Raw genomic sequence first — 20,926 nt, forward strand, 5'->3', positions numbered from 1 at the left:
GGGCGGGGCGTGACGGTCTCGGTGAGGGCGTCCTACACATGGCGCTGCGAGAAATGTGACCGGGAGTGCGCCGCCCCCGTGTGGCGCGTGGTCGACGCCCGCGAGCGCGCCGACGTCCTTCAGGGGCCCGGACCGGGCGTGGCCTGGGCGGACTGCCCGGCCTGCGGGGCGAGGGCGCACGTCGACGCGCCGCTGCTCGTCCTGCGCCCCGGCGCGACGGCACCGCTGCTGTACGCCACCTCGCTCGCGGAACTCCGGGGCGGCCCGCCTCAGTTCGCCCTGCCGCTGCTGGAGGAGGCCGAGCGCGCCGGGGCGTTCCGCGACGACGTCTTCACCGGGCAGGCGATCCCCGTGCCGCGCGGGCTGCTTCCCTTCATCCTGACCCGCGACGTCGAGCGGGACCTGGGCGACCCCGGGGCGGCATGCCGCGACCTGGAGCCGCAGGGGTCGCAGACCGTCGCCCACTACGAGGTCTTCCTGCGCCTGCTCGCCGACGCGCGGGGCGAGGCCCGGACGGCGGAGCTGCTGCGCGCGGTCCTGACGAGCCCGCCGGACGCGCTGGCCGAACTCCTGCGCGCCCACCCGGAGCTGACCGAGGACACGAGGGTGCGGGACGCCGCCCGCGAGGAACTGCGCGCGGCGGCCGGAACGCCGCTGGAGCCGGTTCTCCAGCGGCGGCAGGAACTGCTCGACGGCCTCTGCGACGACCACACGCCCACGCAGGTGGCGGTGGACCGCTACTTCGCGTCCCTGAGCCGCTTCGGCGGTGATCTGCGCACCCAGCTGCGCGACCTGTACGACAGGGCCCGCGACACCCCGGGCCCCGAGAGCATCCCCTTGGTCCGCGAGGCCCTGGCACTCGCGGCCGACCTCGGCGAGCGGGAGACGGAGAGCGCGCTCGCCGAGATGCTCGGCGAACGCCTGACCGCCGCCTTCCGGGCCGGGCTCGACGCCGAGCTCTCCGAGGCCTGCGAGGCCCTCGAACGTGCCCTCGGCATGCTGCCCGAGGGCAGCCTCGCCTGGGTGCGCGTGGCGAACAACCTCGCCAGCGCCCACTACGCGCGCGACGACGGCGACCGCCACGAGGTCTGGGAGACCGCCCGCGCCCTGCTGGAGCGCGCGAGCACGCTGGACCGATCCGAGCACCCCGAGTTCTGGGCGCGGATCCAGACCAACTACGGGCTGCTGCTCGCCGAGCGGCCGGGCGGCGGCGCCGACGACCTCACGCGCGGCATCGAGCACATCAGGGCCGGGCTCACCGAGCGGTCCCCCGAGCGCTCCGTGGTGAACTGGGCCTACTCCATGGTCAACCTCGGTCTGGTGCTGTTCCGCCGCGCCGAGCCGGACGACCTGCCCGAGGCGGAGCGCTGCTACCGGGACGCCCTGCGCCATCTGCGCCCCGAGGACGATTCCGTGCTGTGGTCGCAGCTTCAGTGCAACCTCGCCCATCTGCTGCTGAGCCGCGACCCCGCCGACGCCGAGGGGGCCCGCGCCGCGGCGACCGCGGCACGTGACCTCTCCGTGACGCGCCCCGGCCTGCTCAACACCAGCCGCATCGCCTGGCTCCTCGCCCAGGCCGGTGACCTGCTCGACGGGCCCGGCAGCGCCGCGAGCACCCGCCTGCGCCGCGAGGCCCTCGCGGCCGCGCCGCCCGCGGTCGCGCCCTCCCTGCACCTCAACATCGCCAGGGAGCTCCTCAGCACCTACGCCTCCGCCGAGCGCTGGACCGAGGCCGCCGACGTCGCCTCGGACATGCTGACCGCCGTGAGCGCGCTCTACGACGCCCAGGTCACGGTCGCCAGCCGCCGCGGCGTCCTCGTCCAAGTGGACCGGCTCGCCCGTTGGACGGCCTTCCTGCTGGCGCGGGCGGGCCGCCCCGAGCACGCTGTGGCGGCGCTCGAACGCGGCCTCGCCTGCGAGCTGTCCGTGGTGGCCGGACGAGGAGCCGCCGACCTGGAGGAGCTGGAGCGCGTCGACCCCGTCATCGCCCGCCGCTACCGGCAGGCCCGCGCCCGCTACCGGTCCGCGGTCGCGGCGCCCGCACCGATGACCCCCGACGGGGCGGCGCCCGCGAGCCGGGAACAGGCCGCGGCCGAACGTGACCTGCGGGCGGTCGTCCGGGACGTCCAGGCGATCCCGGGCTTCGAGGACTTCCTGCGCACCACCGAACTGCGGGACATCGTCCGGGCCGCGGGCGGCAGGCCGCTGGCGTATCTGGTGAACTCGCCCTGGGGCAGCTACGTCCTCGCGGTCGTCGGCACGCGGCCGACCGTGCGCGCCGTGCTCGTGCCGGAGGTCACCAGCATCACCCTGGCCCGTCTCCTGCTCCTGGACCTGGACGACCCGGAATCCGACACCGTGGGCCTGTGGCTGGTGCAGCAGTCCCCCACCTCGACGTACCGGCGGCTGCTCCCGGCGGCCCTGGACCGCCTGACCGCGCTCGAACCGCTCGTCCGCCCCCTCGCCGCGCTCCTGACCGAGGACGCCCGGCACGAGGCGGTCCTGGTGCCGACGGGCCTGCTGGGCCTGGTGCCCCTGCACGCCCTGCCGGTGGCCCCGGGGGCGGACGACGTGCTCGACGACGTCGGCACCCTGATCCTGGCGCCGTCCGCCGCCGTCCACGAGGCCTCGCGCTCCCGGGCCGCGCGGCCGCCGCAGTCACCGCCGCGCCTGGTGGCCGTCGCCGACCCCGACGGCTCGCTGCCCGGCAGCCGCAGCGAACTCGCCGAGATCCTCGACCTGTTCGCGGGCCGGTGCGACACGGCCCACGCGGTGGGGCCCGAGGCCACCGTGGCCTGGGTGCTCGACCGGCTCGCCACGGCGTCGTACCTGCACCTCAGCTGTCACGGCAGCGCCGGGTTCGACAGCCGGGGCGGAGCGCTGGCGCTCGCCGACGGCCACGTGGACATGGACGCCCTCGTGCACCACCAACTGCCCGTGTGCCGCCTGACCGTGGCCAGCGCCTGCCAATCGGGGCACTACGGAATCATCGAGGCCCCCGACGAGTTCCTCGGCCTCCCCGCCGCCTTCCTCCAGGCGGGCGCGGCCTGCGCGGTCAGCAGCCTGTGGCTCGTGGACGACATGGCCACGGCGGTCCTCATGACGCGCTTCTACGAACTGCTCTCCCAGACCCACGACCCCGTACCGGCCCTGCGCCGCTCCCGCCGATGGCTGCGCCGACTCACCTGGGACGAGCTCGCGCGGTACACGGAGACGCACCGCCACCTGGCCGTCCTCAGCGACGCGTACGCCGCCCGCGCGCGGGCCAGGCGGGAGCGCCCCTTCGACTCTCCCGTCCACTGGGGCGCGTTCACGGCGTGGGGCGTGTGAGGGGGGCCCGGCCGGGCGCCGGAGCAGCGGTTGCCCCGCGGCGGAAGCGCCAGTCGCGCGCCGCCGGCCCGTTCTCGCCGAGCGTGTAGTCCACGAACCGGTCGCCCGGCGACTGCCGGGCCCCACGACCACCCCTGTTTTGTCATGAACCTTGTGAGCCACTCCCGCCGCTGGTATCTCATGGTTAGGAAAGGTTCCTAACCTTCAACGGCTGGAGTCCCCCCATGAAATCCCCTCGCCTGGCCGCCACCCTCGCCGCCGCGCTCGTGGCGGGCGTCGTGTCCGCCGCCGCGCCCGCCACCGCCACGGGCCCCACCGCGCCGCGGCCCGCCGCCGCGACCCCGGTCGCCGCCAACGGGCAGCTCACCGTCTGCGGCACCAAGCTCTGCAACCAGCGGGGCAAGGCCGTCCAGCTGCGCGGGCTGAGCAGCCACGGCACCCAGTGGTACGCGGGCTGTCTCACCGACGGCTCGCTCGACGCCCTCGCCGGTGACTGGAACGCCGACGTCCTGCGCGTGTCCACGTACGTGCAGGAGGGCGGTTACGCGTCCGACCCGCGCAAGTTCACCGACCTGGCCCACAAGTTCATCGACATGGCCAGCGCCCGCGGCATGTACGTGATCGTCGACTGGCACATGCTCGACCCCGGCGACCCGCACGCCAACCTCGCGCGCGCCAAGACCTTCTTCACCGAGATCGCCCGGCGCCACCAGGGCAAGAACAACATCATCTACGAGATAGCCAACGAGCCCAGCAGTGTGAGCTGGTCGCGGATCAAGTCCTACGCCGAGCAGATCATCCCGGTGATCAGGAACATCGACGCCGACGCGCCCGTCCTGGTCGGCACCCGCGCCTGGTCGTCGTTCGGCGTCTCGGAGGACGGCGACGAGAAGGAGGTCGTCAACAACCCGGTGAACGCCCAGAACATCATGTACACGTTCCACTTCTACGCCGACTCGCACCGCGAGGAGTATCTGGACACCCTCGCGCGAGCGGCCGGCAAGCTCCCGGTGTTCGTCACCGAGTTCGGCACCCAGAACTACGCGGGCGAGGGCTCGAACGACTTCGCCATGGCGCAGAAGTACCTGGACCTGATGGCCTCGAAGAAGATCAGCTGGGTCAACTGGAACTTCTCCGACGACGACCGCACCGGAGCCGTCTACAAGCCCGGCACCTGCGAGGCCGGCGGCCCCTGGACCGGCACGAGCCGGCTCAAGCCCGCGGGGGCCTGGATACGGGAGCGGGTGCGTACGCCGGACGACTTCTGAGCGCGGCCGGGAGCGGGGCGGCGGCCGTCGGCACGGGGCGCACGGGGGCACGAAGAAGTCCGGGCCGGGCCCGCACGGGCCCGGCCCGGACTTCGGGTCGCACAACGACCGGGAGGCTACGGAGGACTAGACGAGGTCGAACCGGTCCAGGTCCGTGACCTTGGCCCACGCCGCGACGAAGTCCTTCACGAACTTCTCCTTGGCGTCGTCGCTCGCGTAGACCTCCGCGACCGCCCGCAGCTCGGAGTTCGAGCCGAAGACCAGGTCGGCGCGGGTGCCGGTCCACTTGACCGCGCCGCTCGCGTCCCGGGCCTCGAAGGTGTCCTGCGCCTCGGACGTCGACTTCCACGTCGTGCCCAGGTCGAGCAGGTTGACGAAGAAGTCGTTGGTGAGCGTGCCGGGGCGGTCGGTGAGGACGCCGTGCTTCGACCCGCCGTGGTTCGCGCCGAGCACGCGCAGACCGCCGACGAGGACCGTCAGCTCGGGCGCGCTGAGGGTCAGCAGGTTCGCCTTGTCGATGAGCAGGTACTCGGCGGGCAGGCGGTTGCCCTTGCCCACGTAGTTGCGGAAGCCGTCGGCCGCGGGCTCCAGCGCCGCGAACGACTCGACGTCCGTCTGCTCCTGCGCCGCGTCCACCCGGCCGGGCGAGAAGGGCACCTCGACCTCGACGCCCGCGTCCTTGGCGGCCTGCTCGACCGCCGCGTTGCCCGCGAGGACGATCAGGTCGGCGAGGGAGACCTGCTTGCCGCCGGACTGGGCGGAGTTGAAGGACTCCTGGACGCCCTCGAGCGCGCGCAGCACCTGCGCGAGGCTGTCCGGGTTGTTGACCTCCCAGTTGCGCTGCGGCTCCAGGCGGACGCGGGCGCCGTTGGCACCGCCGCGCTTGTCGCTGCCGCGGAAGGAGGACGCCGACGCCCACGCGGCGGAGACGAGCTGCGCGACGGTGAGGTCGGTGGCGAGGATCCGCTCCTTGAGGGCGGCGGCGTCCGCGGCGTCGATGGTCTCGCCGGTGCGCTCCGGCAGCGGGTCCTGCCACAGCAGCACCTCGGAGGGAACCTCCGGGCCGAGGTAGCGGACGACCGGGCCCATGTCACGGTGCGTCAGCTTGTACCAGGCGCGGGCGAAGGCGTCCGCGAACTCGGCCGGGTTCTCGTAGAAGCGGCGCGAGATCGGCTCGTAGACCGGGTCGAAGCGCAGCGACAGGTCGGTGGTGAGCATCGTCGGGCGGTGCTTCTTCGTGGCGTCGAAGGCGTCCGGGATGATCTCCGGGGCGTCCTTCGCCACCCACTGGTGGGCGCCCGCCGGGCTCTTCGTGAGCTCGTACTCGTACTCGAAGAGGTTCTTGAAGAACAGGTTGCTCCACTGGGTGGGCGTCTCGGTCCAGGTGACCTCGAGGCCCGAGGTGATGGCGTCCTTGCCCGCGCCCGTGTTGTACGTGCTCTTCCAGCCGAGGCCGAGCTGCTCCATGGGGGCGGCCTCGGGGTCGTTGCCCACGTGGTCGGCGGGGCCCGCGCCGTGGGTCTTGCCGAAGGTGTGGCCACCGGCGATGAGGGCGACGGTCTCCTCGTCGTTCATCGCCATGCGGCGGAACGTCTCGCGGATGTCGCGGGCCGCGGCGACCGGGTCCGGGTTGCCGTTGGGGCCCTCGGGGTTGACGTAGATGAGGCCCATCTGGACCGCGCCGAGCGGGTTCTCCAGCTCGCGGTCGCCGGTGTAGCGCTCGTCGTCGAGCCAGGTGGTCTCGGGGCCCCAGTAGACGTCCTCCTCCGGCTCCCACACGTCCTCGCGGCCGCCCGCGAAGCCGAAGGTCTCGAAGCCCATCGTCTCCAGGGCCACGTTGCCGGTGAGGACCATCAGGTCGGCCCAGGAGATGTTCTTGCCGTACTTCTTCTTGACCGGCCACAGGAGGCGGCGGGCCTTGTCCAGGCTCGCGTTGTCCGGCCAGCTGTTGAGGGGGGCGAACCGCTGCTGACCGGCGCCCGCGCCGCCGCGGCCGTCGCTGATGCGGTACGTGCCCGCGCTGTGCCAGGCCATGCGGATCATCAGCGGGCCGTAGTTGCCGAAGTCGGCGGGCCACCAGTCCTGCGAGGTGGTCAGGACCTCGGCGATGTCCCGCTTCACGGCGGCCAGGTCGAGGGAGCCGAACGCCGCGGCGTAGTCGAAGTCCTCGCCCATCGGGTTCGCCACGGCCGGGTTCTTGGCGAGGATCTTCAGGTTCAGCCGGTCCGGCCACCACTGGCGGTTCCCGCCGCCCTGCGTCGGGTGCGGGGCGCGCCCGTGCGCGACGGGGCAGCCGCCTGTCTCCTCCGTCTTCGGGTCGGTGACGATTGCGTCGGGGTTCTCAGCCATGGGAATCCTCTCGGATCGGTCTAGGCGAATCGTGGTGCTCGAAGAACAGCAGGCGGTGGAAGGGGCCGCACCGACCGCGTGATCGACGTCAGGAACGACTCCGTACGACTTGTGGTGGTTGTCCCTGACGCGTCCTTGGGACAGGGGCGAGGCTGCCCTTGGCCATCGTCGGGAACCGATCCTACGATGGACGGGATCCAGGTCAAGAAGCTCACCTGATCCATATTCATTCGGAGCAAGTAGCGCTGCCGTAAACTCCGGGTACTCCACCGAACCGAGTAGGTGAACCGACATATGAGCGACCTGCTGGAGCGACTGCGCGGCCGTGGCTGGCGGGTGACCTCCCAGCGACGTGTCGTCGCCGAGGTCCTCGACGGCGACCACGTGCACCTCACCGCCGACGAGGTGCACGCGCGCGCGGCCGAGAGACTGCCAGAGATCTCCCGCGCGACCGTCTACAACACGCTGGGCGAGATGGTCTCCCTCGGTGAGGTCATGGAGGTCTCCACCGACGGCCGCGCCAAGCGCTACGACCCCAACGCGCACCACCCGCACCAGCACTTGGTCTGCTCCCGCTGCGGCACCATCCGCGACGTCCACCCGACGGGCGATCCGCTGTCCGCCCTTCCGCAGGAGGAGCGGTTCGGGTTCGCGGTCTCCGGTGCCGAGGTCACCTACCGGGGGCTCTGCCCGGCCTGCGCCGTCTGATCACGCCCCGGCGACGGAGAGCACGATCTTGCCGGTCGTCCGGCCCCTCTCGCCCAACGCGTGGGCCCGGGCGGCCTCTTCGAGCGGCAGGACCGCGTCGACGAGCACGCGCAGCAGGCCCTCCTCGACCAGCGAGGCGATCGCGCGCAGGCCGCCGTGGTCGGGCTCGACGAGCATGAACACCGCCCGCACCCCGGCCGCCTCGGCCTCCCGCACGGGGAAGGCGTCGTCCGGCGGAAGGAGCGAGACCAGCGTGCCGCCGGGCCGCAGCGTGCGCAGGGACCGGGCCCAGTGGGGGCCGCCGATGCCGTCCACGACGACGTCGACGTCCCGGAGCAGCGCGGCGAAGTCCTGGGTGCGGTGGTCGATCAGCTCGTCGGCGCCGAGCGAGCGCAGCAGCTGGTGCTTGGCGGCACTGGCCGTGCCGATGACGTGCGCGCCGCGGGCCTTGGCGATCTGCACGGCCAGGTGGCCGACGCCGCCCGCGGCGGCGTGGATCAGGACGCGCTGCCCCGGCCGGACGTCGGCCGTGTCCACGAGCGCCTGCCACGCGGTCAGCGCGGCCAGCGGCAGGGCCCCCGCCTGGACGTGGGTCAGGCCCTCGGGGCGCGGGGCGAAGTGCCGGGCCGGGGCGGTGACGTACTCGGCGTAGGCGCCCGCCGGGTGCGGGAAGCGCGGCATGCCGAACACCGCGTCGCCCGGCCGGAAGAGTGCCACGCCGTCGCCGACCGCCTCCACCACGCCGGAGACGTCGAAGCCGAGGGTGAAGGGCGGCGTCGTACCGTCGGCGAAGACGCCCCGCGCGCGGGTCTTCCAGTCGGCGGGGTTCACGCCCGCCGCGTGCACCCGGACCAGGATCTCGCCCCGGCCCGGATCCGGTCGCCGCACCGTGACGACCTTGAGGACGTCCGGCGCTCCGGCGGCGTCCTGGGAGACGGCGCGCATGGTCCTGGGGGTGGTGGTGCGGTGCATGGTGGCGTGTGCCCTCTTCGGCGGTCGTTCCTGCGGATGTTCCGGTGGCGCGCGCCGGGTGCTGCCCGGGGCGCGTCCTCAGCGTGCCGGGGCGAAGAGGGCTCCAGTAGGGGCCTGAGGGCCAGGGAGCGACAGGATCGGGTCACGCGGTACGAGGGGCCGCGCGGCCCCGGTTCACGCCGTCCCGGTCGTCCCGGCCGTCCCGGTCGCTCCGGTCGCTCCGGTCACTCCGGTCGCTCCGGTCGCTCCGGTCGCTCCGGTCGCTCCGGTCGCGAGGATCTCGTGGACGAGCGTCACCAGGTCCGGGACGGCCGGGTGGCCGAGGCCCTCGCGCCAGGCCAGCACGAGCGGGACCGGCGGGGCGTCCGCGAGCGGGCGGTAGACCAGCGCCGGATGCGCGTAGTTGCCCGGCGTGGCCGACGTGGTGACGCCCACGGCGCGGCCCGCGGCGATGGCGATGAGCCACTCGTCGGTGTTGGTCACCTCCAGGGTCGCGGCGGGCCGGGCGGCCGACGGCCACAGCTCCGCCGTGGTGGTGCCGGAGACGGTGTTGAGGGCGATCGGGCGGGCCGTCAGATCCGCCAGGGTGAGCCGGGGGAGCGCCGCGAGCGGGCTGTCCTCGGGCATGACCACCACCCGCTCCTCCATCCGCAGGAGCTCGGTGCGCAGCCCGGGCGCGGCGACCGCGCCGCGCAGCAGGGCCGCGTCGACCTTGCCCTGGGTGAGCCCCGCGGTGCGGTCGTCGACGCGCAGCAGCTCCAGCGGGACGCCGGGGCGCGTCTCGTCCCAGCGGCGCAGCAGCGCGACGGTGTGGTCCCCGAGCGCCGCCCAGGTGTGGCCCAGGCGCAGCGGCCGGCTCGTGAGCCCCGCCGGGTCGAGGGCGGTCTCGACGGCGGCGAGCGCGGCGGTGGCCTTGTCGCGGAACGTACGGCCCTCGGCGGTCAGCTCCAGATGATGCGTGGAGCGGTCGGCGAGGCGGGCGCCGAGGTGGTCCTCCAGCTGGCGCAGGGTGCGGGAGAGCGCGGGCTGGCCCACGTGGAGGCGGGCGGCGGCGCGGGTGACGTTGCCCTCCTCGGCGATGACGAGGAAGGCGCGCAGATGCCGCAGCTCAATGGTCATGCCTCCAGAGCATAACCGCGGTGGAATAGGCATTTCACGCGGCGCGTACGGCTCCCTAGCGTGAAGCACATGACTTCTACGACAGCGACGACGACCACGGCTGCGAATGCGGCGGCGGCGCGCACCTCGTCCCCGGCGGCGCCGGCTGCGGCGCGCACCTCGTCCCCGGCGACGGCGGCTGCGACGACGGTGACGGCCGCATCCGCCCCGGCCGCTTCCCCCGGGCCCACCGCGCCCGCCGTCCTCCGCCGGGCCGCCGGGCGCGGCACCCTCGGCGGTGTCGGCCTGGTGCTCGCCGGGGCGGTGACCGTGCAGTTCGGGTCGGCCGTCGCGGCGCTCCTCTTCCCCCGCGCGGGGGCGCTCGGCACGGTCGCGCTGCGGGTGACGTTCGCCGCGGTGCTGCTGCTGGTCGTCACGCGGCCCCGGCTGCGCGGCCACACGCGTACGGACTGGGCGGTGGCGGGCGGGTACGGCCTCGCGCTCGGCGGCATGAACGTCCTCTTCTACCAGGCGATCGACCGGATCCCGCTGGGCGCGGCGGTCACCCTCGAAGTGCTCGGGCCGCTGCTGCTCTCGGTCGTCGCCTCGCGCCGCGCCGCCAGCCTGCTGTGGGCGGGGCTCGCGCTGGCCGGGGTGTTCCTGCTGGGCCAGGGCGGGTTCGGGCGCCTCGACGCCGCCGGAGTGGCGTTCGCGCTGGGGGCCGGGGCGATGTGGGCGGCGTACATCGTCTTCAGCGCCCGCGCGGGGGCCCGCTTCCCGCGTCTTGACGCGCTGGCGATCGCGATGACCGTCGCGATGCTGGTCAGCCTGCCGCTCGGCATCGGGGCCGCGGGCGCGACGCTGCTGGAACCGGGCGTGCTCGCGCTGGGCCTGGTGATCGCGGTGATGTCCTCGGGCATTCCGTACGCCCTGGAGCTCCTGGCCCTGCGCCGGCTGCCCGCGGCGACCTTCGCGGTCCTGACGAGCCTGTCGCCCGCCCTGGCCGCGCTCGCCGGATACCTGGTCCTCGGCCAGGGCCTCTCGCCGGTCCAGTGCGCGGCGATCGCGCTGGTGGTGGCGGCGAGCGTGGGCGCGGTCCGCACGGGCGGGCGCTGAGTCCGGGCCGACCCCGCCGACGCCCCGGGCCGACCCCGCGCGAAGACGGTCAGTTTTCGAGAAGCGACGCCTGTCGTCGGGTGCCTACCGTGGTCGTCATGGACATCAAATTGCAGGTGAACGCCATCATGCTGGGCGTCGATGACGTCGTGCGCGCCAAGAAGTTCTACGTCGAAGGGCTCGGCTGCGAGGTCGAGCAGGACCACCCCGGGTTCGTCCGGTGCGGCCTGGGCGAGGGCTCCTCGTCCCTGGTGCTCTACCCGCGCGATGCGGCGGCGCGGGACGCCGGGGTCCCGGCCGAGGGATCAGGGTTCCGCGGCTGCTCGTTCCACTTCGTCACCGACTCCCGGGCGGCGGTGGACGAGGTCATGCGCGCCGCGGTGGCCGCGGGCGGCACCGCGGTCAAGGAGGCCACCGCGGCCGAGTGGGGCGGGTACGAGGGCTACTTCAGCGACCCCGACGGGCATCTGTGGAAGGTCGCCACGCAGGCCTGAGCGCGTCGCGTGCCGCGGAGGGCGGGGAATCCCCGGCCCTCCGCGGCGGTCCGTGGTCAGTCGGTGTACGTGAAGCCGATGGACGCGGTGAGGCTGTTGCCGCGGGCCGTGGCGAACTGGACGGGACCCGCCTCCGGATAGGCGGGCGCGGTGAAGGTGACCTTGGTGTCGTCGACGACGCGCACGTCGGTGGCCGCGACCCCGCGGAAGCCGCCCGCCGTCGGCGTGCCCGCGAGGACCTGGGTGGTGCCGGTGAGCCCGGCGCCGGTGAGCGTGACGGTGAAGCCGCCCTTGACGGGGCCCGTGGCGGGGCTGACGGCGGTGAGCGCGGCCGGGACCGGGCTGAGCGGCGCGGTGGCCTTGATGAACTTCACGGTCACGAAGTGGTCGCTTCCCATGGTGACGCTCAGGGAGGCGGCGCGGGTCGGCTGGACCTTCCCGTCGACGGACCAGCGGTCGATCTTGTAGCCGGAGTCCGGGGTCGCGGTGACCGTGACCTTGTCCCCGGTGGCGAACAGGCCCGTGGAGGGGGCGCTGACCGTGCCGCCCGTGCCGTCCTGGGGCACCGCGGTGAGGGCGTGGCGCTTGGCCTCCGCGCTGTCGGCGGGCGTGCGGTAGTTGGCGAGCACCGGGCCCGTGAGGTTCATGACGCGGGTGGAGTCGGCGGGCTTCTCGGACCCGAGCGCCACGCCGCGCGGCGCGCCGTCGTAGTCCTGACGGGGGTTGGAGAACCACATCTTGTTCTCGCACCTGTCCTCGTCGGCGCAGCTCATGTTGTAGCCCATGATGTCGACCCAGGTGCGGTCCTTCGGCAGGAAGCCGTGGTTGTCCGGGTAGTAGGGGTTGTAGTTGCCCGGCCGGTAGTTGTCCTCGTCCGGGTCGACGGGGTCGGTGACGTAGTCGTGGTTCAGGCCGAAGTTGTGACCGATCTCGTGGGCGAGGTGGTGGGTGCCGAAGGTGTCGGCCTGCTGCGCGCCGAACCCGGTGTCGTCGGTGCTGTACTTGGCGTTGTCGCCCGGCATGAGGCGCGGCAGGGAGGGGGTCATGCCGGTCCCGGCCGTGTAGAGGCCCTCGGGGGGCGTGAACTTCGACAGGACGTGCACGAGGTCGGCGCCCTTCTCGTCCCGGGTGGCGCGGACGCCGGTGGCCCAGTCGTCGGAGTAGCGCGGGTCCTCCGGATTGGCCAGGGCGTTCGTCATGCCGTCCATGTCGCTGGCGGCGCCGCTCCAGCTCTGGGTCTCGAAGGTGCCGAGCAGGTTGAGGCGGGCCTTCACCTCGCTGTCGGCGTACGCCTGGTTGGTGCCCTCGACGGCGGCCTTGGCCTTCAGCTCGATGGCGTCCGCGCCGCCCTCGGTCCCCTCGGCCGTCTCCGGGGTGTAGCCGATGAGTACGTCGATGACCGGGTTCTTGGGCTCGGCGCGGCGGCCGGGTGGCGCGGCCGGGCGTGCGGGTCCGGCCAGGCGCAGCGCGTCGCGTACGAGCGGGGTCTGGCGCACGGTGTCGAACGAGTGGACGCGCGACACCCCGGGCCCTACGGCGTCCAGGGCGTGGCGCACCCGCCCCTCGTGGATCTCTCCGGCGACCCGCGGCTTGCCCTTGCCGCAGGCGCCGTCGACCGCGAGGGTGACCGGCCGGTCGGGGTGCCCGGCCAGGTGCCCGCTCCACAACAGGGTGCCCTCGCGGTCGCGCGAGACCTTCAGGGCCTGGGCGGTGACGGACTTGCCCCCGGGCAGCGGCAGGACGCGCCGGTCGGGTGCCGCGGTGACGGGCCCGCGTCGGCACAGGGCGCGGAAGGTGCCCTCGGGCCAGTCGGCCTCGCCCGTGCGCAGCAGGCCGGGGAGGCCGGGGGCGGGCGGCGCGGCGGCGGGGCTCGGGGCCGCGGGCAGGGTGGTGGCGAGGGCGGCGGCGGCTCCGACCACGGCGAACCTGGCGGGGATCATGGGGCTCCTTCGTGTACGCGGACGAACGGTCCGGGCACGAGAACGATCACTCGGCGCACGGGCGGGTGCAGCAGGTGCGGGGCCGAATGGCCGTCTGGGAGGGGTGAGCAGGGGTGAGTGCGGAGCGCGCCGGGCGCGGCGAGCGGCGCCTCGGCCGCCGTCGGGGGGAGACGGACCGCGCCGATCTCATTGACGTGCGCTTGTCAGCTGCCTAGCGTGCTGTCGATTCCAGGGCGATCCGGGCCGGGCCCGGTCGATGAGGGGTCGATCGCAGGTCGATTCCGCGTAGGCGCCGGTCCAGGGGCGGTCAGCTTGAGTCTCATCGAACAGGAACAGCCCCTGCTCGACGCGTTGCGGCCGCGGGACCGGGCGGCCCTGCTCGCCCTCGGAACCCCGCGCGGCTACGCGTCCGGCGAGGTGCTCGTGCCCGAGCGCGCCACCACCTCGTACGTCGTCGCGATCCTCGGCGGCTGGGCGGTGGTCTCCGTGGCGACCGAGCGTGGCCAGCGGCTCATCCTCGCGCTGCGCGGCGCCGGGGAACTCGTCGGCGAGCTCGCGGCCGTGGACCGGCGGCCGCGCAGCGCCACGGTGACGGCGCTCGGGCGCGTCGACGCCGTCGTGATCCCCGGGGACCGGTTCCGCGGCTTCCTCGGCTCCAGCCCCGCGGTCAGCGTCCTCGTGCTCCGGCAGGTGAGCTCCCGGCTGCGCAGCTCCGACGGCGAACGCCGCTCGCTGGCCTCGGAGAACGTGCTCCAGCGGCTAGCGGCGCGCCTCGTCGAGCTGGCCCACCGCGCCGGGCGCCACCACCCCGACGGCAGCGTCACCATCGACCTGCCGCTGCCGCAGCACGACCTCGCCGCCTCGGTGGGCTCCACCCGGGAGGCCGTCGCCAAGGCGCTGCGGCTGCTGCGCGAGCAGGGCGTCGTCCGCACGGCCACCCGGCGCCTGGTCGTCACCGACGTCGAAGTGCTGCGGCTGCTCGCGGGCGAGGGGTCATCAGGAGTGGGGCCGGTTGTGTAAACGGCTACATACACCGCGGCCGTCCGCGCTCATCCTGGGTGGTGCCGCACCGTCGTCGAGGGGGGATGCAGTGAGCAGTCACGAGGCCGTCCACCGGCTGGTGGTGAGCGCGGACGTCAAGGGGTCCGGGCGCCTCGGCCACCAGGCCAAGCTCCGGTCGCGCCGGGCGATGTACGGGGTCTTCGAAGCCGCCTTCGCCGCCGTGGGCGTGGGCGGTCAGGTCCATGTGGAGGACCGGGGCGACGGGGTGCTCGCCGCCCTCGCCCCGCAGGTGCCGCCCGCGGCGATGGTGGGGCTGTGGCTGGAGGAGGTCCACCAGGGGGTGCGCGAGCACAACCGGGGCGCGAGCGAGCCGCTGCGGCTGCGGATCGCGATGCACGGCGGCCCCGTCAGTCACGACGGCCGGGGCCTGGTGGGCCGCGCGGTCGACCTGACGTGCCGGCTGTGCGACAGCGAACCGGCCAGGGCGATCCTGGCCGCGGACGACGGCGTCGACGTGGTCTTCGTCGTCTCCGACGTCCTCTACCGCTCGGTGGTCGCCGAGGGCGGCCGCTTCGTGGAGCCCGAGCACTACCGCCCGCTGCCGGTACGGGCCAAGGAGACCGACGAGGTCGCGTGGTTCCACGTGCCCCGCAGGACCCGGCCGCCCCTGCCCGCGCCCGCGACGCCGCCCGCTCCCGGAACCGGCTCGACTCCCCCTGAGGGGGCCGGAGTCGACGAGGCGCGGCAGTGGCCGACGAAGTACTGGATCAACGTCAACGGACACAACCAGATCGTGGACGGCGCGGAGGTCCACGGCGACATCGTCGGCGTGCGCGTCGCGCCGGACGACGACAGCGCGGAAGGAGCCGGGCCGACGTGAGCGACGACGGGGGAGGAGCCGGGGGAGGCGCCGGGCCGCAAGGCGGCGGAGGCAAGGGGGGCGGCGGCGGACCGGCGCCCGGCGGCGGTGGCGGCGACAAGGCGGCGGGCGGCGGGCCGGGGCGCGGTGCCCCCGGCGGCGCCGGTGCGGCGGGAGCCGACGAGGGCCGCAGGCACGGCGCGGCCCGCTCCGGCCTCCTCGGGGACCTGCCCGCGGCGGGTGCGGGCGACGCCGTGCGCCAGGCGCGCGCCAACTTCGTCGACGTCAACGGGCGCAGCGCGATCCTCGACGGCACCCAGGGCGATGTGCACCTGGGCGACCACCACCACTACCACGACGCCCGGGCCGGTGCGCCCCGCCTGGTGTCCGGCCCCGTGCCCCGCGACGAACTGCGGCGTCTGCGCCGGGTCTTCGAGGAGCCGCTCGGCTACGCGGACCTGGGCGGACTCCTGAAGCGGCAGCGGCTGATCGCCCTGTGCGGCGACCCGGGCAGCGGGCGCGGCTACACGGCCCTCTCCCTCCTCGACGAGGTCACGCACGGGCGCGTCGCGCGCCTGGACCCGCGCACGGAACTGGACCGGATCGGGGAGGCGGACCTGGAGGAGGGCTGCGGCTACGTCGTGGAGATCACCGGCGAGGAGGCGATCACCACCCCGCGGCGCCGCGGGCGCGACGAGCGGGACGCGCCCGAGCGGCGGCGCGGGCGGGAGCCCGAACACCCCGCCGAACTGCACCTGGACCGGCTCAGCACCCTCCTCGACCGGCGCGGGGCGTACGCCGTCCTCGTCGTCGGGGCGGGCGCCTTCGCCGACGAACTGCTGCGCGGCCGCTACGGGCGGCTGTTCCGCCCCCCGTCCGCCGACGGCATGCTGCGCAAGCACCTCGTGGCGCTCCTCGGCCACACCGAGAACGACCGCGTCGAGCAGGCCCTCGCCCTCGCGCGCGAGCCCCGCGTGGTGCGGGCCGTGGGGCTCGACCCGCTGCGCCCCCACGAGGTGGAGTCCCTGGCCCGGCTTCTGGTGGGGCGGCTCAAGGAGGAGACCGCCGAGGACGAACTCCTCGGCGAGCTGCGGGCCTTCGCCCACCGGCAGGCCGGGGCGTGGTTCGCCGCCACCGGCCGGGCCGCGCCGCGCCACCGCGACACGGTGTCCGCGGCGCTGCGGCAAGCGGCCTTCCGCACGGCGGTGGCCGTCTACAACGGCTCGCCCCACAGCGTGGCCGCCGAGGCGGCGGAGCAACTGGCCTGGGAGTGGGCGCAGTCCATGGACCCCGAGGGGGAGCCGGGCCGGCCCCTGTTCGGCGACCACCGCCCGGCCCGGCTCGCGGCCGCGCGGGCCGAACTCTTCACCGGCGACGTCACGTACGACGGCCGGAGCCTGGAGACCCGCAAGGTGCGGCTCCAGGGCAGCGCGCTCGCGCGGGCGGTCCTGGCCCACGTGTGGGAGGACCACCACAACGCGCGCAGGCCGCTGTGCCTGTGGCTGCGCACCCAGTGCGACGACGCCAGACCGGCCGTGTGGGTGCCCGCGGCCATCACCGCAGGGGCGCTGTGCGCGCTGGAGTACTTCTACGCGCTGGAGGAGATCGTCTTCCCGATGGCCTCCAGCGACTCCGTCCAGCAGCGCCTCGCGGCCGCCACCGCGCTCGCCCAGGCGGCGGCCCTGAGCGAGTCGGTGCGGCCGGTCGTACGGGACACCGTGCGCGGGTGGGCGCGCGGCGACGACGAGGCGCGGCTCAGCACGGCCGCCCTGGTGCACGGCTTCGGCACCGTGGAGCGGTCCGTCCCGGCCGCCCTGGACGAACTGGGCCGCCTCGCGAGCCGGGAGGACTGGGACCTGCTCGTGCACGCCTCCTTCAGCGTGGGCCGCCTGGTCGCCGGTGGAGAACCGGAGACGGTGCTGCGGCGGCTCGGCGCCTGGATGGGTGACCGGCGCACCAACCGCAGGGACCTGGCGCTGCTCACCGTGGACCGCCTCATCTGGCAGCGCGCCGCGCACCTGTGGGGCCTGGAGGAGACGCCCGCGCTCAAGGAGCACACGAACTGGCCGCTCGCCGCGGCCCTCCTGACCGCCCGCCCCCGGTACGCCGGGATGCTGGCGGACCTGGTCTGGTCGGGCCTTGACACCGCCCGCTGGCGGCCCGACGTGCAGTGGTCGCTGTGCGAGTGGATACGGCGCGGCGAGGAGGACCCCCCGCTCCTCGACGTCCTGTGCGACTTCCTGCCCGCCCTCGTGAGCGGCGAGGCCGACGCCGAGCGGCTGCGGAACCTGGTCCGGGGCCTGGAGCGGGACCCCGACGAATCCGTGGCACCCACCACCGTACGCAGGCTGCGCGCCGCCATCGACGGACAGCCGCACGTGGTCGTGCAGGTGACCGCGCCCAGCCCGCAAGCCGAGGAGACGGAGTGAGATGAACACCCAGAACCCGCCGCACGCCCTTCCGCCCGCACCCCTGGCGCGGCCCGTCGTGCCGCCGCGCGCCGGTGGCGCCCCGATCCCGGTGGCGTCGACGCCCCTGCCGCGCTCCCCGGACCCGGGCACGTGGCGCTCGCCCGCCGAACGCCCGGCGGCCACCCAGGAGTTGGCCGGCCCCTTCCTGCGCGAGTACCGCCCGGACTGGCCCTACCGGCACCGCAGCGCACAGGTCGCGGTCGTGCTCTACTACCGCGGGCGGCCTCCCCGCGCGGTGGGACCCGAGGGCGAGGAGGGGTTCCTGCTGCGCTGGTTCGCCCGCCCGTACACGGCGTTCGAGCTGCAACTGGGCTGGCACACGGTCTCGTTCAAGGTCGAGCTGCCCGCGGCGGAGCACGGCAGGTCCTTCCCCGCCGAGGTGCGCGTGCGCTGGCGGGTGGGTGACCCCTGCCTCGTGGCCAGGAGCCAGGTCACCGACGTCGCCGCGCTGCTCGTCCCGGAGCTGGAGCAGCGGCTGCGCGACGTGTCCCGGGGCTACTCCATCAACCGGGCCGAGGAGGTCCGCGACGCGGTGCACGAGGCGCTGGCCGGGCAGCACCTCGGCGGCCAGTTCGGCCTGGAGACGGACGTCTTCGTCACCATCTCCTGGGACACGCTCATCCAGGACCACGGCAGGAGCCTGGGCCGGGTGCTGCACCAGACCGACCTGGAGCGGCTCAACCAGGAGCTGCGCCAGCTCAGGGACGACAACAAGCGGGAGCTCATCCGGCAGTGGGCCGCCGACTTCCAGCGCGCCATCGAGCGCGGCGACCACGCCGTGATGGCGCAGATGATGGCGCGCAACCCCCAGGACCTGGCGGAGATCCGGCAGTTGTTCCGCAAGGAGCAGCGCGAAGAGCGCCAGGACGGCATGGAGCTGATGTCCCGTCTGATCGAGGGCGGCCTCCTGGAGCGCTGGGAACTCGGCGACCAGGCCATGGTGGTCGTGGAGTTCCTGCGGTCGAGCGCGCGCCACGTCCTGACCGATCACGCGGCGGGCGGCGGCGAGTCCCGGCGCACCCCCTTCTGGAAGCGGGCGGACGACGCGCGGGACGACGACGCCGCGGACGCGCGCGGCGACGGCTCCGACGAGCGGACACCCCGGTGACCGGGGGAGGACTGACGCCGCCCGGCACCGGCACCCGCTCCGGCACGGGCCCCGCGCCCCGGCGCGGCGCCGCCGTGCGCGGCACCCCGGTGTCGCCGCTGTCCGAGCCGGGCTGCCGGTACGTCGCGGAGCGGCTGCTCACCACCGTGCGCGAGGAGGTCACACGGGCCGACACCAAGGCCTCGATCCTGCTCTCGGGTGCGGTGGCCCTGCCCGCGCTCGTCGTGTCGGCCGATGGCGGCGGGCTCGGCCCGGGCCCGCTGGACCGGGCGGGCGCCGTGCTGTGGCTGGCCGGGATCGTGATGCTGACCCTGGTGATCCTGCCGCGGACCAGGCCGGACGCCAGGTCCGGGACGGCCGCCGCGGGGCGGGGCCCCTCGGTGGTGTCGCTCCACCGGCGGGCCGACCCGGGGGAGGTGGCGGCGGCGGTGCTCACCGCGGGCCGCGACCCCGGCCACTGGCTCCTGGAGCAGTCGTGCGCGCTCGGGGCCATCCTGGCGGTCAAGTACCGGTGGCTGCGGTGGGCCGTGGGCTGCCTGGTGGTGGGGGGAACGGCCGTGGCGGCGACCGCGCTCGGCTGAGCGGCCGCCTCCGCACGAGCCTCCCGGGCGCCCTGGCACAAGCCCAGGTCAGCGGCGCTTCAGTGAATCCGGGGCGTGGTGTGGGCAACACCTCATGCGGGCTCGAATGAACGTGGGGTTAGCATATGAGCGCCGCCTAGCTCGAAAGATATTCCTGTGACTGTCAATGACGACTCGTTCACCAACTGGAAGCACCGCGAGGAAACCGCGGAGTCGATGATCCCGCTCATCGGGAAGCTGCACCGCGAGCAGGACGTCACGGTCCTGCTGCACAGCCGCTCCCTGGTGAACAAGTCGGTGGTCAGCATCCTCAAGACCCACCGATTCGCCCGCCAGATAGCCGGCGACGAGCTCTCGGTCACCGAGACGCTGCCGTTCCTGCGGGCCCTCACCACGCTCGACCTCGGCCCCTCCCAGATCGACATCGGCATGCTCGCCGCGACGTACAAGACCGACGAGCGCGGTCTGTCGGTGGAGGAGTTCACCGCCGAGGCCGTCGCCGGTGCCACGGGCGCCAACAAGATCGAGTGCCGCCAGGGGCGCGACGTCGTCCTGTACGGCTTCGGCCGCATCGGCCGCCTCGTGGCCCGGCTCCTCATCGAGAAGGCGGGGTCCGGCAACGGCCTGCGGCTGCGCGCCATCGTGGTCCGCCGGGGTGGCGAGCAGGACATCGTGAAGCGCGCCTCGCTGCTGCGGCGCGACTCCATCCACGGCCAGTTCCAGGGCACGATCACCGTCGACGAGGCGAACAGCACGATCATCGCCAACGGCAACGAGATCAAGGTGATCTACGCGGGCGACCCGTCGGAGGTCGACTACACGGCGTACGGCATCAAGGACGCCATCCTCATCGACAACACCGGCAAGTGGCGCGACCGCGAGGGCCTGTCGCAGCACCTGCGTCCGGGCATCGACAAGGTCGTCCTGACGGCGCCCGGCAAGGGCGACGTGCCGAACATCGTGCACGGCGTCAACCACGACACGATCAAGCCGGACGAGCGGGTCCTGTCCTGCGCCTCCTGCACCACCAACGCGATCGTGCCGCCGCTGAAGGCGATGGCCGACGAGTACGGCGTGCTGCGCGGCCACGTGGAGACCGTCCACTCGTTCACCAACGACCAGAACCTCCTGGACAACTACCACAAGGCCGACCGCCGCGGCCGCTCCGCGCCGCTCAACATGGTCATCACCGAGACCGGCGCCGCCTCGGCCGTCGCCAAGGCGCTGCCCGACCTCAAGGCGCCCATCACCGGCAGCTCGATCCGCGTCCCGGTGCCGGACGTCTCGATCGCGATCCTCAGCCTGCGGCTCGGCCGCGAGACCACCCGCGAGGAGGTCCTCGACCACCTCCGCGAGGTGTCGCTGACCTCGCCGCTGCGCCGCCAGATCGACTTCACGAGCGCCCCCGACGCGGTCTCCAACGACTTCATCGGCTCCCGGCACGCCTCGATCGTCGACGCGGGCGCCACCAAGGTCGACGGCGACAACGCGATCCTCTACCTCTGGTACGACAACGAGTTCGGCTACTCCTGCCAGGTCATCCGCGTCGTCCAGCACGTCTCCGGGGTGGAGTACCCGACCTACCCGGCTCCGGCGGTCTGACCCGGCGGGGGCGTGAGAAGGCCCCGCC

15 protein-coding genes are annotated in these 20,926 nt (G+C 74.0%); 11 read left to right on the forward strand and 4 right to left on the reverse strand.

Features of this window, described 5'->3' with window-relative positions; translation table 11 throughout:
* Nucleotides 1-87 precede the first annotated feature (87 nt).
* Both MQV74_RS35595 and MQV74_RS35600 read left to right on the forward strand, forming a co-directional pair.
* Nucleotides 88-3,330 (forward strand): CHAT domain-containing protein, encoded by a 3,243-nt coding sequence (locus MQV74_RS35595; protein ID WP_242727273.1) that lies wholly within the window; start codon nt 88-90, stop codon nt 3,328-3,330.
* A gap of 224 nt (nt 3,331-3,554) precedes the next feature.
* Entirely contained in the window at nt 3,555-4,598 is a 1,044-nt protein-coding gene (locus MQV74_RS35600; RefSeq protein ID WP_242727275.1) for a glycoside hydrolase family 5 protein, read from the forward strand.
* 126 nt (nt 4,599-4,724) lie between these two features.
* Here the strand turns inward: MQV74_RS35600 and katG are convergent, their stop codons facing one another.
* Nucleotides 4,725-6,947 (reverse strand): catalase/peroxidase HPI, encoded by a 2,223-nt coding sequence (gene katG, locus MQV74_RS35605; protein WP_242727278.1) that lies wholly within the window; start codon nt 6,945-6,947, stop codon nt 4,725-4,727.
* 294 nt (nt 6,948-7,241) lie between these two features.
* Between katG and MQV74_RS35610 the strand changes: the two genes are divergently transcribed.
* Entirely contained in the window at nt 7,242-7,655 is a 414-nt protein-coding gene (locus tag MQV74_RS35610) for a Fur family transcriptional regulator (RefSeq protein WP_138963550.1), read from the forward strand.
* Here MQV74_RS35610 and MQV74_RS35615 read toward each other — a convergent pair whose 3' ends face one another.
* Entirely contained in the window at nt 7,656-8,627 is a 972-nt protein-coding gene (locus tag MQV74_RS35615; protein WP_242727280.1) for an NADP-dependent oxidoreductase, read from the reverse strand.
* Nucleotides 8,628-8,801: 174 nt separating this feature from the next.
* Nucleotides 8,802-9,746, reverse strand: a complete 945-nt coding sequence (locus MQV74_RS35620) for a LysR family transcriptional regulator (RefSeq protein WP_242727282.1) — start codon at nt 9,744-9,746, stop codon at nt 8,802-8,804.
* 69 nt (nt 9,747-9,815) lie between these two features.
* Between MQV74_RS35620 and MQV74_RS35625 the strand changes: the two genes are divergently transcribed.
* On the forward strand, nt 9,816-10,841 hold the full coding sequence (locus MQV74_RS35625) for an EamA family transporter (protein ID WP_242727283.1): 1,026 nt from the start codon (nt 9,816-9,818) through the stop codon (nt 10,839-10,841).
* Nucleotides 10,842-10,939: 98 nt separating this feature from the next.
* Nucleotides 10,940-11,335, forward strand: a complete 396-nt coding sequence (locus tag MQV74_RS35630; RefSeq protein WP_242727285.1) for a VOC family protein — start codon at nt 10,940-10,942, stop codon at nt 11,333-11,335.
* A 56-nt stretch (nt 11,336-11,391) separates the two neighbouring features.
* Here MQV74_RS35630 and MQV74_RS35635 read toward each other — a convergent pair whose 3' ends face one another.
* Nucleotides 11,392-13,275, reverse strand: a complete 1,884-nt coding sequence (locus MQV74_RS35635) for an InlB B-repeat-containing protein (protein WP_242727287.1) — start codon at nt 13,273-13,275, stop codon at nt 11,392-11,394.
* A 312-nt stretch (nt 13,276-13,587) separates the two neighbouring features.
* Here MQV74_RS35635 and MQV74_RS35640 point away from each other — a divergent pair, with 312 nt between their 5' ends.
* The 6 genes from MQV74_RS35640 (at nt 13,588) to MQV74_RS35665 (ending at nt 20,898) form a co-directional block, all read left to right on the forward strand.
* The gene (locus MQV74_RS35640; RefSeq protein ID WP_242727289.1) at nt 13,588-14,295 is read left to right on the forward strand and encodes a Crp/Fnr family transcriptional regulator; all 708 of its coding nucleotides are present in this window, start codon (nt 13,588-13,590) and stop codon (nt 14,293-14,295) included.
* A 70-nt stretch (nt 14,296-14,365) separates the two neighbouring features.
* On the forward strand, nt 14,366-15,157 hold the full coding sequence (locus tag MQV74_RS35645; protein WP_242727291.1) for a hypothetical protein: 792 nt from the start codon (nt 14,366-14,368) through the stop codon (nt 15,155-15,157).
* Nucleotides 15,154-17,565, forward strand: coding sequence for a hypothetical protein (locus MQV74_RS35650; RefSeq protein ID WP_242727293.1), 2,412 nt, complete (start codon nt 15,154-15,156; stop codon nt 17,563-17,565). The genes MQV74_RS35645 and MQV74_RS35650 overlap by 4 nt, the downstream gene beginning before the upstream one ends.
* A gap of 1 nt (nt 17,566) precedes the next feature.
* Nucleotides 17,567-18,715, forward strand: a complete 1,149-nt coding sequence (locus MQV74_RS35655) for a hypothetical protein (protein WP_242727295.1) — start codon at nt 17,567-17,569, stop codon at nt 18,713-18,715.
* Entirely contained in the window at nt 18,712-19,296 is a 585-nt protein-coding gene (locus MQV74_RS35660) for a Pycsar system effector family protein (protein ID WP_242727297.1), read from the forward strand. Before MQV74_RS35655 ends, MQV74_RS35660 begins: the two co-directional genes overlap by 4 nt.
* 156 nt (nt 19,297-19,452) lie before the next feature.
* On the forward strand, nt 19,453-20,898 hold the full coding sequence (locus MQV74_RS35665; protein WP_138963570.1) for a glyceraldehyde-3-phosphate dehydrogenase: 1,446 nt from the start codon (nt 19,453-19,455) through the stop codon (nt 20,896-20,898).
* Nucleotides 20,899-20,926: the final 28 nt, after the last annotated feature.

The sequence above is a fragment of the Streptomyces sp. AN091965 genome (assembly GCF_022698285.1).
Taxonomy (GTDB): Bacteria; Actinomycetota; Actinomycetes; order Streptomycetales; family Streptomycetaceae; genus Streptomyces.

Coding starts and splice junctions, on each gene's coding strand:
- MQV74_RS35615 (WP_242727280.1), bottom strand. CDS start 8,627: ATGCACCGCACCACCACCCCCAGGACCATGCGCGCCGTCTCCCAGGAC.
- MQV74_RS35635 (WP_242727287.1), bottom strand. CDS start 13,275: ATGATCCCCGCCAGGTTCGCCGTGGTCGGAGCCGCCGCCGCCCTCGCC.
- MQV74_RS35610 (WP_138963550.1), top strand. CDS start 7,242: ATGAGCGACCTGCTGGAGCGACTGCGCGGCCGTGGCTGGCGGGTGACC.
- MQV74_RS35655 (WP_242727295.1), top strand. CDS start 17,567: ATGAACACCCAGAACCCGCCGCACGCCCTTCCGCCCGCACCCCTGGCG.
- katG (WP_242727278.1), bottom strand. CDS start 6,947: ATGGCTGAGAACCCCGACGCAATCGTCACCGACCCGAAGACGGAGGAG.
- MQV74_RS35600 (WP_242727275.1), top strand. CDS start 3,555: ATGAAATCCCCTCGCCTGGCCGCCACCCTCGCCGCCGCGCTCGTGGCG.
- MQV74_RS35630 (WP_242727285.1), top strand. CDS start 10,940: ATGGACATCAAATTGCAGGTGAACGCCATCATGCTGGGCGTCGATGAC.
- MQV74_RS35625 (WP_242727283.1), top strand. CDS start 9,816: ATGACTTCTACGACAGCGACGACGACCACGGCTGCGAATGCGGCGGCG.
- MQV74_RS35620 (WP_242727282.1), bottom strand. CDS start 9,746: ATGACCATTGAGCTGCGGCATCTGCGCGCCTTCCTCGTCATCGCCGAG.